This is a genomic window from Rossellomorea yichunensis (genome assembly GCF_032337515.1).
Classification (GTDB): domain Bacteria; phylum Bacillota; class Bacilli; order Bacillales; family Bacillaceae_B; genus Rossellomorea; species Rossellomorea yichunensis.
The window spans coordinates 435,506-449,595 of the sequence record NZ_JAVYAD010000002.1 but is presented as its reverse complement, the minus strand read 5'-3'; the positions used below and the strand labels follow the sequence as shown (position 1 = coordinate 449,595).

At 40.7% G+C, this 14,090-nt stretch carries 15 protein-coding genes; all 15 read left to right on the top strand.

Annotated features, from left to right (window positions below; translation table 11 throughout):
- Positions 1-22 precede the first annotated feature (22 nt).
- The 15 genes from der (at position 23) to aroB (ending at position 14,033) form a co-directional block, all read left to right on the top strand.
- On the top strand, positions 23-1,333 hold the full coding sequence (gene der, locus RSX31_RS06800) for a ribosome biogenesis GTPase Der (RefSeq protein WP_148969473.1): 1,311 nt from the start codon (positions 23-25) through the stop codon (positions 1,331-1,333).
- Positions 1,334-1,349: 16 nt separating this feature from the next.
- On the top strand, positions 1,350-2,396 hold the full coding sequence (locus RSX31_RS06795; RefSeq protein ID WP_148995562.1) for an NAD(P)H-dependent glycerol-3-phosphate dehydrogenase: 1,047 nt from the start codon (positions 1,350-1,352) through the stop codon (positions 2,394-2,396).
- A gap of 365 nt (positions 2,397-2,761) precedes the next feature.
- Entirely contained in the window at positions 2,762-2,962 is a 201-nt protein-coding gene (locus RSX31_RS06790) for a DUF2768 domain-containing protein (protein WP_148969471.1), read from the top strand.
- A gap of 31 nt (positions 2,963-2,993) precedes the next feature.
- Positions 2,994-3,704, top strand: a complete 711-nt coding sequence (locus RSX31_RS06785) for a hypothetical protein (RefSeq protein ID WP_262371883.1) — start codon at positions 2,994-2,996, stop codon at positions 3,702-3,704.
- 253 nt (positions 3,705-3,957) lie between these two features.
- On the top strand, positions 3,958-5,436 hold the full coding sequence (spoIVA, locus tag RSX31_RS06780) for a stage IV sporulation protein A (protein ID WP_148969470.1): 1,479 nt from the start codon (positions 3,958-3,960) through the stop codon (positions 5,434-5,436).
- A gap of 622 nt (positions 5,437-6,058) precedes the next feature.
- Complete coding sequence (locus RSX31_RS06775) at positions 6,059-6,331, top strand: HU family DNA-binding protein (RefSeq protein WP_034758336.1); 273 nt, start codon at positions 6,059-6,061, stop codon at positions 6,329-6,331.
- Between the two features lie 228 nt (positions 6,332-6,559).
- Complete coding sequence (folE, locus tag RSX31_RS06770) at positions 6,560-7,126, top strand: GTP cyclohydrolase I FolE (RefSeq protein WP_148969469.1); 567 nt, start codon at positions 6,560-6,562, stop codon at positions 7,124-7,126.
- A gap of 13 nt (positions 7,127-7,139) precedes the next feature.
- Positions 7,140-7,361, top strand: a complete 222-nt coding sequence (gene mtrB / locus RSX31_RS06765) for a trp RNA-binding attenuation protein MtrB (RefSeq protein WP_034758340.1) — start codon at positions 7,140-7,142, stop codon at positions 7,359-7,361.
- A gap of 197 nt (positions 7,362-7,558) precedes the next feature.
- Positions 7,559-8,392 (top strand): heptaprenyl diphosphate synthase component 1, encoded by an 834-nt coding sequence (locus tag RSX31_RS06760; RefSeq protein WP_148969468.1) that lies wholly within the window; start codon positions 7,559-7,561, stop codon positions 8,390-8,392.
- 6 nt (positions 8,393-8,398) lie between these two features.
- Positions 8,399-9,100, top strand: a complete 702-nt coding sequence (locus tag RSX31_RS06755) for a demethylmenaquinone methyltransferase (RefSeq protein ID WP_148995561.1) — start codon at positions 8,399-8,401, stop codon at positions 9,098-9,100.
- A gap of 27 nt (positions 9,101-9,127) precedes the next feature.
- A complete protein-coding gene (gene hepT, locus RSX31_RS06750) occupies positions 9,128-10,090 on the top strand; it encodes a heptaprenyl diphosphate synthase component II (RefSeq protein WP_148969466.1) in 963 nt (320 codons plus the stop codon).
- Between the two features lie 102 nt (positions 10,091-10,192).
- Entirely contained in the window at positions 10,193-10,639 is a 447-nt protein-coding gene (ndk, locus tag RSX31_RS06745; RefSeq protein ID WP_148995560.1) for a nucleoside-diphosphate kinase, read from the top strand.
- A 145-nt stretch (positions 10,640-10,784) separates the two neighbouring features.
- Positions 10,785-11,558, top strand: a complete 774-nt coding sequence (locus RSX31_RS06740) for a CheR family methyltransferase (protein WP_148995559.1) — start codon at positions 10,785-10,787, stop codon at positions 11,556-11,558.
- Positions 11,559-11,771: 213 nt separating this feature from the next.
- Complete coding sequence (aroC, locus tag RSX31_RS06735; RefSeq protein ID WP_148995558.1) at positions 11,772-12,944, top strand: chorismate synthase; 1,173 nt, start codon at positions 11,772-11,774, stop codon at positions 12,942-12,944.
- Positions 12,945-12,947: 3 nt separating this feature from the next.
- Positions 12,948-14,033, top strand: a complete 1,086-nt coding sequence (gene aroB, locus RSX31_RS06730) for a 3-dehydroquinate synthase (protein ID WP_148995557.1) — start codon at positions 12,948-12,950, stop codon at positions 14,031-14,033.
- The last annotated feature ends 57 nt before the right edge of the window (positions 14,034-14,090 follow it).

Here is a 14,090-nt window from a genome sequence, read left to right as displayed (position 1 = left end):
TCTTACAGAAAGGGTGAATAACGTGACAAAACCAGTAGTAGCAATCGTAGGGCGTCCAAACGTTGGGAAGTCCACGATCTTTAATAGAATTGTTGGTGAAAGAATCTCCATTGTTGAAGATGTGCCTGGTGTAACAAGAGACCGTATATATAGTTCTGCTGAGTGGCTGACTCATGAATTTAACATTATAGATACAGGTGGGATTGAACTTGGGAATGAACCATTCCTAGATCAAATCAGGCAGCAGGCTGAAATTGCCATTGATGAGGCAGATGTGATTGTCTTTTTGACGAATGGCCGTGAAGGTGTGACAGCTGCAGATGAAATTGTAGCCAAAATCCTTTATCGCTCTAAGAAACCGGTCGTACTGGGTATTAATAAAATTGATAACCCAGAAATGAGGGAAATGATTTATGATTTTTACTCCCTTGGATTTGGGGAACCATATCCAATTTCAGGTTCTCATGGTCTTGGGTTAGGAGACCTACTTGATGATGTTGTGAAACACTTTAACCAAGAGGAAGAAGAGGACTATGCAGAAGATGTGATCAAATTTTCATTAATTGGTCGACCGAATGTCGGGAAATCCTCCCTGGTTAACGCCTTATTAGGAGAAGAGCGTGTGATTGTGAGTAATGTTGCAGGAACGACGCGGGATGCCATTGATTCCTCTTACACGTATGATGGACAGGATTATGTCATCATTGATACTGCAGGCATGAGGAAAAAAGGTAAAGTGTATGAGACCACTGAAAAATACAGTGTGTTAAGAGCTCTTAGAGCGATTGAACGTTCCGATGTCGTCTTATCTGTCATTGATGGAGAAGAAGGGATTATCGAGCAAGATAAAAAAATTGCCGGGTATGCACATGATGCAGGTCGAGCAATCGTAATCGTTGTGAACAAATGGGACGCCGTTGATAAAGACGAGAAAACCATGAACAAATGGGAAAAGAATATCCGCGAACATTTTCAATTCCTTGATTATGCTCCGATCGTTTTTCTATCTGCCAAAACAAAGAAGCGCATTCATACATTACTGCCGATCATCAATATGGCAAGTGAAAATCATGCCCTGCGAGTTCAATCGAGCGTGTTGAATGAAGTGGTCATGGATGCAGTAGCAATGAATCCGACTCCTACAGATAATGGGAAGCGACTCAGAATCTACTACGCGACTCAAGTGGCTGTGAAGCCGCCAACATTCGTGGTATTTGTGAATGATCCGGAATTAATGCACTTCTCATACGAACGATTCTTGGAAAATAGAATACGTGATGCATTTGGATTTGAAGGAACTCCTATTCGTATTATTGCTCGCGCAAGAAAATAATAAGGTGGGTGTAAAAATGAAAAGTTCAAAGAATATAACGGTTGTTGGCGCAGGAAGCTGGGGGACGGCACTTGCGATGGTATTGGCTGATAATGGACTGGAAGTAAGACTATGGGGACACAAAAAAGAGCAGATTGATGAAATTAATACTCAACATACCAACGAAAAGTACCTGAAAGAGGTCAAGCTCCCGGAAACCATCAAGGGTTATCATGATCTTGGTGAGTCTTTAGATGGCGTTGATACAATCATTCTGGCTGTACCGACGAAAGCGATCCGCGGAGTATTGGGTCAAATTCAAGAGGTTCAACGTGCACCATTAACCGTTGTTCATGTGAGTAAGGGGATTGAACCTGATTCACTTCTGAGAATTTCAGAAATGATTGAAGATGAAATGAAACCTGATAACTTACATACAGTGGTGGTATTGTCCGGACCTAGTCACGCTGAAGAAGTGAGTCTGAGGCACCCAACGACTGTGACCGTATCCTCTAAGGATATGAAGGCTGCAGAAGAGATTCAGGACTTATTCATGAACATGAATTTCCGTGTATATACGAATCCCGATATGCTGGGGGTTGAGATCGGTGGAGCCTTAAAGAATATCATAGCCCTTGCAGCCGGAATTACAGACGGATTGGGTTATGGAGATAATGCAAAAGCCGCGCTTATAACGAGGGGTCTTGCAGAAATAGCCCGTTTGGGAACCAAGATGGGAGCAAACCCATTAACATTTTCTGGTTTAACAGGCATCGGTGATCTGATCGTTACATGTACAAGTGTACATTCAAGAAACTGGAGAGCGGGAAATATGCTTGGTAAAGGTCATAACCTTGATGAGGTCCTGGACAATATGGGGATGGTCGTTGAGGGCGTACGCACAACGAAAGCTGCTCATCAGTTAGCAGACAAGTATGAAGTGAATATGCCCATTACCGACGCTTTGTATGATGTGCTATTCAATAAAGTAGAAGCGAAAGAAGCGGTAGACCACTTAATGGGACGTGTAAAGACAAACGAGATGGAAGACCTCGTGAACATTCTTGGTGAGCGATTAAATTAAGTTGATTCATTTACGGTAGAATGCATCACAACTTTCACTAATGAATCTTTCGAAACAATGAATTAATCTTGGAAGAATAGGCATTCGAGGATGCGAAGTGCGCCCCTGATGCATACACTGTCATGAATATATACAGCTTTGCCTATGGATGGGTAGGTCTCGCTTTGTATAGAGCAGCTCAAGTATTTTGACATCATTCAAATGATGTTTAAATACTTGGGAAGCTCTTTTTTTTGATAATCTCTCCCGAGGGGAAGTCCGTAAAGGTACATCTTGAGGTTTGTAACAGATTCTTGAACAACGATTCTTTTCTATTCTTTTGTAAAAATCTTATGATATAATACATTCGATAACAGGAGGGATGTATGTTGGATTCAATGATGAAGATGTGGATTTCGTTTGCATCGATGGGATTCATGTTTTTTGCCATATTAACGATCTATTTTAGCAGGTATAAGATCAAACAGAAATTCTTGCGCTTTATTACAGCATTCATGGCATATATAATGATGATTGCCGGTGGACTTATGATGATCTATATTGTATTTAGTGGACCGACCAATTAGGTTGCTGTCCGATTGAAAGGACGTTTTTGGATTGAAACGCTTAGGTTTAATTGCATTTCTTCTTATTTTAACTATGAGTATTCTTTCTGGATGTATGTACCCTGAGGAAAAGCTTAGTCAGAATCAGATCCCTTATGAAACGCAGGTGAAAGCTGTACAAGATGCGGTCGTAACCTATCAGAAGGACAATAATGGGTTGCTTCCAATTAAGACCCGAGACCAGGATACACCCATTTATCAGAAGTATCCGATTGATTTCAGAAAGCTTTCACCTCAGTACTTAGCAGAGATTCCAGGGAATGCTTTTGAAAACGGTGGGATTTTTCAATATGTTTTGACTGACGTGGAGGAAGATCCTCAAGTCAAGATTTTTGATCTACGGTTGGCGGAACAAATAAGGGAATTGAAAATCAGAATAGAAGCTCAAGGTTACCCGCCATTTAAAGAGGAAGTAGCCAATAATGTATATACATTAAATTATAAAGAACTGGGGTATGATGGTGAAGTGTACGTACATAGCCCATACTCAAACAAGAATCTACCCCTTGTCATAAATGGTGACGGTGACATATTTGTAGATTACTCAATGGACTTATTTGAACAGATCAAATCGACTGATAAAGAACTGGAACCCGGTACAGATATCCGGAATTTACTAGTCGAGGACACTTTTTTTGTTCCAGCTTATTCTTTACCTTATACGGTGGATGAAAATAACGATCCTGTCTTTATGACAAAATAGGCATAACCCTTTCCTTGCAAAATATATTGTAAGGGAAGGGTTATTATTTTTATGTCATCCTTTATAGGGAAATTTCATCAAAACTAATGATCATAAATGCTAAAGACATAATAAATTTTTATACTTTTAATCATAAGGGGGGAAAAAAAGCATATTAATAGTCATAAGTCATTGGGACAACATCATAAATATAGAATGTGAGACAGAATACACGGATGAAACATCCCTGGAATATAAGATGGGAGGGAATCTCTTGGAAAGAGTCGATCTATTTAAGGACATTGCCGAAAGAACAGGCGGAGATATCTATTTAGGTGTGGTAGGAGCAGTTAGAACAGGAAAATCAACATTCATCAAGAAGTTCATGGAACTTGTCGTCCTTCCTAACATCGCAAGTGAATCAGAACGAGCAAGAGCGCAGGATGAGTTACCTCAAAGTGCGGCAGGCAGGACCATCATGACGACTGAACCGAAGTTTGTTCCGAATCAAGCCATCTCTGTTCATGTCGATGAAGGCCTCGAAGTGAATATTAGATTGGTAGATTGTGTGGGATATACGGTACCGGGTGCTAAAGGATATGAAGATGAAAATGGGCCTAGAATGATCAATACACCATGGTATGAAGAACCTATTCCATTCCATGAAGCGGCCGAGATCGGTACGCGTAAAGTCATCCAGGAACACTCCACGATCGGAGTTGTGGTGACAACCGACGGTTCCATCGGTGAAATTGGCAGAGGCGATTACATCCAAGCGGAAGAGAGAGTCATTGAGGAACTGAAAGAAGTAGGTAAACCATTTATCATGGTCATCAACTCGGCGAGACCTCATGCTCCTGAGACAGAAGACCTAAGAGTGAAACTTCAAGATAAGTATGACATCCCGGTTCTAGCCATGAGTGTAGAGAGCATGAGAGACTCAGACGTCCTCAACGTGCTGAGAGAAGCACTATTCGAATTCCCGGTACTTGAAGTGAATGTTAATCTTCCAAGCTGGGTAATGGTTCTGAAAGAAGAGCACTGGCTAAGACAGAACTATCAGGAAGCCGTCAAAGAAACTGTTAAGGATATTAAACGGCTGCGGGATGTGGATCGTGTGGTTCATTACTTCAGTGAATTTGACCATATTGAACGGGCAGGACTTGCCGGCATTGATATGGGGCAAGGGATTGCAGAAATTGACCTGTACGCCCCTGACGAACTGTATGATGAAGTACTGAAGGAGATTGTAGGGGTGGAAATTCGCGGGAAAGATCATCTCCTGGAGTTAATGCAGGACTTCGCTCATGCAAAAGCGGAATACGACCAGATTTCAGATGCATTGAGAATGGTGAAGCAGACGGGGTATGGCATCGCAGCACCTTCGTTAAATGATATGAGTCTGGATGAACCGGAAATCATCAGACAGGGTTCCAGATTCGGAGTCAGTTTGAAAGCAGTGGCACCATCCATCCACATGATCAAAGTGGATGTACAATCCAAGTTCGAACCAATTATCGGTACAGAAAAACAGAGCGAAGAACTAGTGCGCTATTTAATGCAGGATTTCGAAGATGACCCGCTCTCCATCTGGAATTCCGATATCTTCGGCAGAAGCTTAAGTTCCATTGTAAGAGAGGGAATCCAAGCGAAACTTTCCCTAATGCCTGAGAATGCAAGATATAAACTCAAAGATACGTTGGAAAGAATCATCAACGAGGGATCAGGTGGATTGATCGCCATCATATTATAAATGTCTTTGGACCTTCTTAGGAGGGTCTTTTTTTGTTTGGTTTATTTAAAATCATTTATTTTTATCAAACAGATCTGAATTTTTCTTAGGAAATACCTACATTATTTTGCAGATTTCCCTCTTGTATATTTATAAATTTATAGCTGGGGCGAATAGAGTTTGAAAACACTGTGGAAGGCTATGAAACCTTGATATATATAGGTTTTTGTAATAGAACCCATACATCACTGTGGATATTCATCACAGATAAAAATAGGTTGTCGATGTTTAAGGAATTCCAAGGTTGGGAAGTAAGATAGAGTACCTGGCGATGGAGGTATAAGTTGCAGTCATCGAAAAGAAGTGATAGGTTGAATAGAGTTCAAGAATAAAGGGCTTTGAGGGGATTCTATTACATTTGTGTTTCAAATAAGAAAAGATTCCCATTATTTCTTGATTTGTTCTTGCTAAGGTTAATCTATTGTGATAATCTTTTAACAGAATTGTTGTTGAATATTGATTCAGCAACGTTTTCAAGCGTTTTTTCTACACTTTATGTATAGAATTCGCTAAAGTTGTTTACTAATGATATTAAAGTAAATGAATCATGACTGAGACATTTCCTTGGGAGGAGGTGAATGGCATGAATAAGACAGAACTAATCAATGCTGTTGCAGAAGCTGCTGAGCTATCTAAGAAGGACGCTACTAAAGCGGTTGACGCTGTTTTCGATACAATTCAAAATTCACTTGCAAACGGTGATAAAGTACAATTAATCGGATTCGGTAACTTCGAAGTACGTGAGCGTGCAGCCCGTAAAGGTCGCAACCCACAAACAGGTGAAGAGATCGAAATCTCAGCTAGCAAAGTACCTGCTTTTAAACCAGGTAAAGCGCTTAAAGAAGCTGTAAAATAATTACATACTTTGAGCGTAAAGAAAAGGTCGCATATTTATGCGGCCTTTTTTGCTATTCATTTATAGTATGGTTGTTTCTTCTTAAAATATGTACGAAGTTTTATTCCTTTAAAGGAAGTTTTATATTATTATAAAACTTCTAAAGCACTAGTCTTTGATGACATTATAGGCTTGTGCTAATATTAACAATGTTACTATTTCTTTAAGTTATTTTAGGAGGACAACATAATGGCACAAGTCAATCATGGCCAAATAGAAGAAGCAGTTCGATTAATATTAGAAGCTATTGGAGAGAATCCTAATAGAGAAGGTTTATTAGACACACCAAAACGTGTGGCGAAGATGTATGCAGAAGTATTTTCGGGGATCGGTCACGATCCGAAAGAATACTTTGAAACCATATTCAGTGAAGAGCATGAGGAATTGGTGCTTGTGAAGGATATTCCATTCTATTCGATGTGTGAACACCACTTGGTACCTTTCTACGGAAAAGCTCATGTAGCATATATTCCTAGAAACGGAAGAGTGGCTGGACTTAGTAAACTGGCAAGGGCAGTTGAATCTGTTGCTAAACGACCTCAGCTGCAAGAAAGAATCACCTCCACAGTGGCTGATACGATCATGGAAACCCTTGAGCCTTATGGTGCAATGGTAGTGGTTGAAGCTGAGCATATGTGCATGACAATGAGAGGTGTAAAGAAGCCTGGTTCAAGTACAGTGACGACTGCGGTAAGAGGCTCGTTTAAAGAAGACTCTCAAGCACGAAGCGAAGTTCTTTCTTTTATAAAGAATTAGGAGTGAGCCAAGGATGAATTCAAATGATTATATTGTGATTAAGGCGATTGAAGATGGTGTGAACGTGATCGGGCTGACAAGAGGGACAGATACCCGATTTCATCATTCAGAAAAGCTTGATAAAGGTGAAGTCATGATTGCTCAATTTACAGACCATACATCTGCGATTAAAGTTAGAGGAAAAGCAACAATCGTTACAAGCTACGGCGAAGTCGAAAGTGATAACAAGAAATAATACTCTGAGAATTTCCGTTCCAGAGAAGATACAGGTGGGACTGACTATGAATAGCTGAACTTCTTAGTCGTCCCCTTTGTTATACTAAAGCTAGATATGGGGGCAAGACTGATTCCCTATTGTTGAGGATTTTATGGTATAATATCTATTGCTGAAATTTTTAGACCGATACATAGTAGAAATGGGGATTAAAGGGTATGAAATTCATTGATTGTAACCATCAAGCGAATATCATTCATCAATACATAGAAGAGCAGTTGCATCACTCTTACTTAAAGGAATATATCGATCAACCTTATATTGATCGGGATCGGATTTATTTCTTGCTCCTTCCTTTTGTCAATGAGGGACGGACGTTGAACAAAGAAGTTGTACAGTGGATTTCGACTGCCATGTTATTGCAGATAGCCCTTGATACCCATGAAAAGGTTACAATCTCTGAGCTTGATCCATTGAAAGAGAGGCAGCTTACGGTACTTGCAGGAGTATACTTCAGCAGCCTTTACTATAAAATCCTTGCCGACACAGATGATGTGGACCTTATCGCAGTATTAGCCAAGGCGATTAAAGAAATCAACGAAAGCAAAATATCCATATATAAAGAGGAACATCAAAACCTGGATGGGCTAATGTCAAGCTTAAAGACAAGAGAATCAGCGATCGTTTCAAAATTCTTTCGTTTTTTTGAAGATGACAAATGGATCCGGATTGTTGAGCAAGCCCTTTTATACAAGAAGCTCGTTCAAGAGAGAATTTGTATAGAGCACTCGCAGAATACGAGTTTTATAAAAGCGTTGTCGACTTTAACGTTCGAATCGGCCAGTGAAACACCATCTTTAAAGCTAACGAAAGAAGAGTCCAGACATTTGCTTTCAAGTGTGGATAAATTAATTTCCTCTACGAAGAAAACCATTCAAACTCAGTTAGAGAACATAGAACCGGTAACACCATATTTTAAAAAGCTGATTGTAGAGTTATTACCTTATGCTGAGCCTGAACCTATGACCAAACTATATGCGGAAGAAGGGTAAATCGAAATGCAGCAGTCCAAAGAACAAAAAGTCCACGGAGTATTTGAAAAAATATACTCGAATTATGATAAGATGAATTCGGTAATCAGTTTCCAACAGCATAAAAAGTGGAGAAAAGATACCATGAAGCATATGGATGTGAAGCCAGGCACAAAGGCGCTGGACGTATGCTGCGGAACTGCGGATTGGACGTTAGCGATAGGAGAAAAAGTCGGAGAAACGGGCCATGTAGTAGGGCTGGATTTCAGCCAAAATATGCTGTCAATTGGAGAAGAGAAAGTGAAAAAATCCCCCTTGGATAACATTGAATTGATCCATGGAAATGCAATGGAGCTGCCTTTTGACGATAATACCTTTGATTATGTCACGATTGGCTTTGGCTTACGGAATGTTCCTGACTACCTCCACGTCTTAAAAGAAATGAATCGTGTGGTGAAACCAGGAGGGATGGCTGTTTGCCTTGAAACCTCCCAACCTACCATGCTCGGATTCAAACAGATGTATTATGCATACTTTCGTTTCGTGATGCCACTGTTCGGAAAAATCTTTGCCAAGAGCTTTAATGAATATTCATGGCTTCAGGAGTCAGCTAGAGATTTCCCAGGGATGAAGGAGCTTGCGAAAATGTTTGAAGAAGCCGGCTTTAAAGATATACATGTAAAACCATATAGTGGCGGAGTGGCTGCCATGCATTCAGGCAGAAAGTAAGAAATTTGTAAATTAGGTGGATAAACTATGAAGCTAAACAGGATGTATTCGTTTTTAAAAACGGATATTGATGAAATTGAAAAGGAACTGGAAGTTGCGATTGAGTCAGAATCACAACTTTTACAAGAGGCGTCCCTTCACCTACTACAAGCAGGTGGTAAAAGAATCCGTCCTGTTTTTGTCTTGCTCTCTGCAAAATACGGACAATATGATATTAACATTGTGAAAAATGTAGCAGTGGCTTTGGAGTTAATTCATATGGCATCCCTTGTTCACGATGACGTGATCGATGATGCAGAGTTAAGAAGAGGAAAGCCAACGATTAAAGCTCAATGGGACAATCGTATTGCCATGTACACCGGAGATTACATCTTTGCACGAGCTCTCGAGTATATGACGAATATTAAAGCCCCTGAAGCACATCAAATACTTTCTCACACCATTGTTGAAGTATGTAAAGGTGAAATCGCTCAAATAAAAGATAAATATCGATTTGACCAAAATCTGAGGGATTATCTTCTAAGAATCAAGCGGAAAACAGCCCTGCTAATTGCTGTAAGCTGCCAGATCGGTGCCATTTCTTCCGGGGCACCTGAAGAAATACATCGACGATTATACCGGTTTGGGTATAATGTTGGGATGAGCTTTCAAATTACAGATGATATATTAGACCTGACAGCAAGTGAGGAAGAACTGGGTAAGCCTGCAGGCAGTGACTTGTGGCAAGGTAATATCACCCTTCCGATTTTATATGCAATGGAAAACCCTGCTCTTAAAACGAAGATAGAAAGAGTGACTGAATATACTTCTCCTGAAGAGATGAAAGATATCATTTCGTCCATCTTGGCGACCGATGCCATAGATCGATCCCATCAGCTTAGCAGAATGTACTTAGACAGAGCGTTGGAAGATCTGAATCATCTCCCATACAACCGCGTGAAGAAAACTTTGAAGAATATCGCAAACTATATTGGTAAGAGAAAATATTAAGAAAATTTAAAATGGAAACGTTGCCAAAAACCCCAATCAGTGTTACTATTTTCGTGGGATGTCCTTAGGACTTCTATACATACATATTTAGGAGTGGGGAAAATGGAAAAGACATTTTTAATGGTAAAGCCGGACGGCGTACAAAGAGGGTTAATCGGTGATATCGTATCACGTTTTGAAAAAAAGGGCTTTCAATTGGTAGGGGCGAAGCTAATGAGCATCTCAAATGAGCTTGCTGAAGAGCATTACGGAGAGCACAAGGAAAGACCATTCTTTGGAGAACTTGTTGACTTTATCACTTCTGGGCCAGTATTTGCAATGGTTTGGCAAGGTGAAAACGTCATCTCGACAGCTCGTGGAATGATGGGAGCAACAAACCCTAAGGATGCTGCCCTTGGAACAATCCGCGGTGATTTCGGCTTGACAGTCGGAAAGAATATCATCCACGGATCTGACTCTGCTGAAAGCGCTGTTAGAGAAATCGGCTTATTCTTCAAAGAGGAAGAACTGGTAGAGTATTCTAAATTAATGAACGAGTGGGTTTATTAATATCTGATATATCATAATGTTTTTAGGCAAGTCGTGTTAAGGCGACTTGCCTTTTTTTATGGAATAGTGTTTAACTTTTCTGAATGACGTTCGATATAATACATATAGTCTTATACCTTTTATGTAGCAAAGTGAGTGGTTCCTTATGTCAAATGATTATCTTGAATTTATTCAAGGGATAAAAAGAAAAACGGGTATCGATCTTTCCCTTTACAAAGAAGCTCAAATGAAAAGGAGATTAACGGCCTTGTATGAAAAAAAAGGCTGCGGGAGCTTTCAAGAGTTTTTCAGTAAGCTGAACCGTGACACTGAAGAAATGGAAGAGTTTCTTGATCGAATGACGATCAATGTTTCAGAATTTTATCGAAACTACAAACGGTGGGAAGTTCTCGAGACTAAAATCCTTCCCAGACTTCTACACGAAAACAAATCGCTTAAAGTTTGGAGTGCAGCTTGTTCTACGGGGGAAGAGCCGTACACGATCGCCATGATGCTGTCGGAACACATGACTCTTTCTGGACGGACCATCACCGCGACTGATATCGATAAAAATGCCATTCAACGTGCAAGGAATGGTCTCTACCCTGAACGATCACTGAATGAGGTCCCCTCCGCAATGAAAGCCCGTTATTTCACCCGGGAAGGCGCCTTGTTCAAATTGAATGAAGTGATCAGGAGAAACGTGACTTTCAAGCAGCAGAACCTGCTGTCAGACCCATTTGAGGGGAAATACGACTTGATTGTTTGCAGAAATGTGTTAATTTATTTCACTGAGGAAGCGAAAAACCTATTATATAAAAAATTCAATGCATCACTGAGACCAGGCGGTGTACTCTTTGTCGGGAGTACCGAACAAATTTTCAACCCATCCCAATACGGGTTCGAGACAGAAGACACATTCTTCTATAAAAAAATCTGAAATTTACGATGTCGATCCTGCATTTACTGGACGGCTGTACGCTTGCTTCTGGCGAATGCTACAGTTTAAAAGTTAAAAATGTTAGGTCGCATCGTTTTTTTCTGTGTTAGAGAGGTTTTTAGAAAATTTTTTAAACTTAAGGGCTAGGAAATGATCTGAATTCTATGTTATATTGGTACATAATTCTTTAACGAGTTGAAGGGGGAAAGTGAAATGAGGTACTTAACATCTGGAGAATCACATGGACCACAATTAACGACCATCATTGAAGGGCTGCCTGCAGGAATGCCATTAGAAGCTATGGATATCAATGAAAACCTGGCAAGAAGGCAAAAAGGCTATGGCCGTGGCCGGAGGATGCAAATCGAGAAAGATCAGGCATCGATCGTTGGAGGAGTGAGGCATGGATATACTCTGGGATCTCCTTTAGGACTGGTTGTGGAGAATAGAGACTGGACTCACTGGACGAAAGTGATGGGTATCGAACCTCTGGAGCCTGGAGCAGAAGAAGAGGTAAAGAGAAAGATTTCAAGGCCAAGACCAGGACATGCAGACCTTGTTGGTGGTATGAAATATGGACATAGGGACCTGAGGAATGTGTTAGAAAGGTCATCAGCCAGGGAAACCACTGTAAGAGTGGCTGCAGGTGCCGTTGCGAAGAAGTTATTAAAGTTGTTAGGTATCGAGGTTGTCGGTCATGTTCTTGAAATTGGTGGAATTAAAGCAGAGAACCTACACTATGATTCTATAAAAGATCTTAGAGATATTACTGAAGATTCTCCGGTCCGGTGCCTGGATAAAGAAGCTGCACAGAAAATGATGGACTTAATAGATGAAGCGAAGAAAAATGGAGATTCCATAGGTGGTGTGGTTGAGGTCATCGTTGAAGGGATGCCTTCAGGAGTCGGGAGCTATGTCCATTATGATCGTAAGCTTGATGCGAAGATTGCCATGGCTGTCATGAGTATTAATGCATTCAAAGGGGTCGAATTCGGCTTGGGATTTGAAATGGCTCGAAAACCGGGTAGTGAAGTTCACGATGAGATTGCCTGGAGTGAAGAACATGGTTATTACCGTAAAACGAATCGTCTAGGCGGCTTCGAAGGCGGTATGACGACAGGAATGCCCATTCGGGTTAAAGGGGTCATGAAGCCTATTCCCACCCTGTATAAACCATTACAAAGTGTGGATATCGAAACAAAGGAACCGTTTAAAGCAAGTATCGAGAGGTCCGATAGCTGTGCCGTACCTGCTGCAAGCGTAGTGGCAGAAGCCGTAGTTGCGTGGGAACTTGCTTCTGCTATCGTGGAACAATTTCATAGTGATCAATTCGATAAGCTCCATGAAGATATCAATAGACAACGTCAAGAGTCCAAGGAGTATTAATGAATGAAACAGATAACCATTCACACTGCTTCCAAAACGTATGACGTGAAAATTGGAGTGGAAATGACGAATGAAATTGTTTCTTTTATCAAAAAGAGCTTCCCGCAAGTATCTAAATTGTGGATCATCGCTGATAAAGAGGTCTACAACCTTCATGGAACAGCTTTTTCAGAGATTTTTAGTCGAACATATGACGTAACGACTTATCTTGCTCCCAAAGGAGAACAGGCCAAAAGTTTCGCTATTTATGAAGATGCCATCACCCACGGTCTTGCAAATCATATCGATCGTAGTGCCCTGGTGATAGCCTTCGGAGGCGGAGCCATTGGAGATCTTGCAGGTTTCGTGGCTTCCACCTATATGAGGGGGATCCCCTTCATAGGTGTCCCTACAACGATTCTCGCACATGATAGTTCTGTTGGAGGAAAGGTAGCGATTAACCACCCCCTTGGCAAAAACATGGTAGGGCAATTTTATCAGCCTGAAGGTGTGTTTTTTGATTTGGATTATATGACGACTTTACCGAAAACGGAAGTTCTATCCGGATTCTCAGAAGTGATTAAGCACGCCTTTTTATCCGATCGAGCTTTTTTACAGGAGTTGATGGATAATTTTCATTCCCCGGAACGGTTGGATCATGTATTTCTAACCGATTGTCTGATGAAAGGGATCCGTGTTAAAGGAAATATTGTTGCGAAGGACGAGAGAGAATCGAATATCCGGGCGTTTTTAAATTTTGGGCATACGTATGGCCATGCCGTTGAAAGTGCCAGTGGATACGGAAATCGAACGCATGGTGAATCGGTGATGATCGGGATGATTTTTGCTCTCTATCTTAGTGAACAATACTGCGATCTTACATTCGATCTACAAGGATTTATTGATTGGGTCGCTTCACTTGGGTACAATCTGAACATTCCATCTCATATCACTTTTGACAATTTATATGAAGGAATGAAACTTGATAAGAAATCCCAACATGGAAATCCTGTTTTTGTCTTATTGAAGGATATTGGGAAACCATTGATGATGAAAGTATCTGTTGAGGACTTAAGACGGGCAGATCAATTTATTCGAGAGTTTAATTAGAAATCTGGTCTTAATGAATCACGTAAGTAAAAATAGAGCTCATTAGCCGGAATAAAG

What these genes read in the sequence shown, in the direction of transcription:
- RSX31_RS06795 (WP_148995562.1), top strand. Translation starts at nt 1,350, where the DNA reads ATGAAAAGTTCAAAGAATATAACGGTTGTTGGCGCAGGAAGCTGGGGG.
- RSX31_RS06790 (WP_148969471.1), top strand. Translation starts at nt 2,762, where the DNA reads ATGTTGGATTCAATGATGAAGATGTGGATTTCGTTTGCATCGATGGGA.
- RSX31_RS06775 (WP_034758336.1), top strand. Translation starts at nt 6,059, where the DNA reads ATGAATAAGACAGAACTAATCAATGCTGTTGCAGAAGCTGCTGAGCTA.
- folE (WP_148969469.1), top strand. Translation starts at nt 6,560, where the DNA reads ATGGCACAAGTCAATCATGGCCAAATAGAAGAAGCAGTTCGATTAATA.
- mtrB (WP_034758340.1), top strand. Translation starts at nt 7,140, where the DNA reads ATGAATTCAAATGATTATATTGTGATTAAGGCGATTGAAGATGGTGTG.
- RSX31_RS06760 (WP_148969468.1), top strand. Translation starts at nt 7,559, where the DNA reads ATGAAATTCATTGATTGTAACCATCAAGCGAATATCATTCATCAATAC.
- RSX31_RS06755 (WP_148995561.1), top strand. Translation starts at nt 8,399, where the DNA reads ATGCAGCAGTCCAAAGAACAAAAAGTCCACGGAGTATTTGAAAAAATA.
- hepT (WP_148969466.1), top strand. Translation starts at nt 9,128, where the DNA reads ATGAAGCTAAACAGGATGTATTCGTTTTTAAAAACGGATATTGATGAA.
- ndk (WP_148995560.1), top strand. Translation starts at nt 10,193, where the DNA reads ATGGAAAAGACATTTTTAATGGTAAAGCCGGACGGCGTACAAAGAGGG.
- RSX31_RS06740 (WP_148995559.1), top strand. Translation starts at nt 10,785, where the DNA reads ATGTCAAATGATTATCTTGAATTTATTCAAGGGATAAAAAGAAAAACG.
- aroC (WP_148995558.1), top strand. Translation starts at nt 11,772, where the DNA reads ATGAGGTACTTAACATCTGGAGAATCACATGGACCACAATTAACGACC.
- aroB (WP_148995557.1), top strand. Translation starts at nt 12,948, where the DNA reads ATGAAACAGATAACCATTCACACTGCTTCCAAAACGTATGACGTGAAA.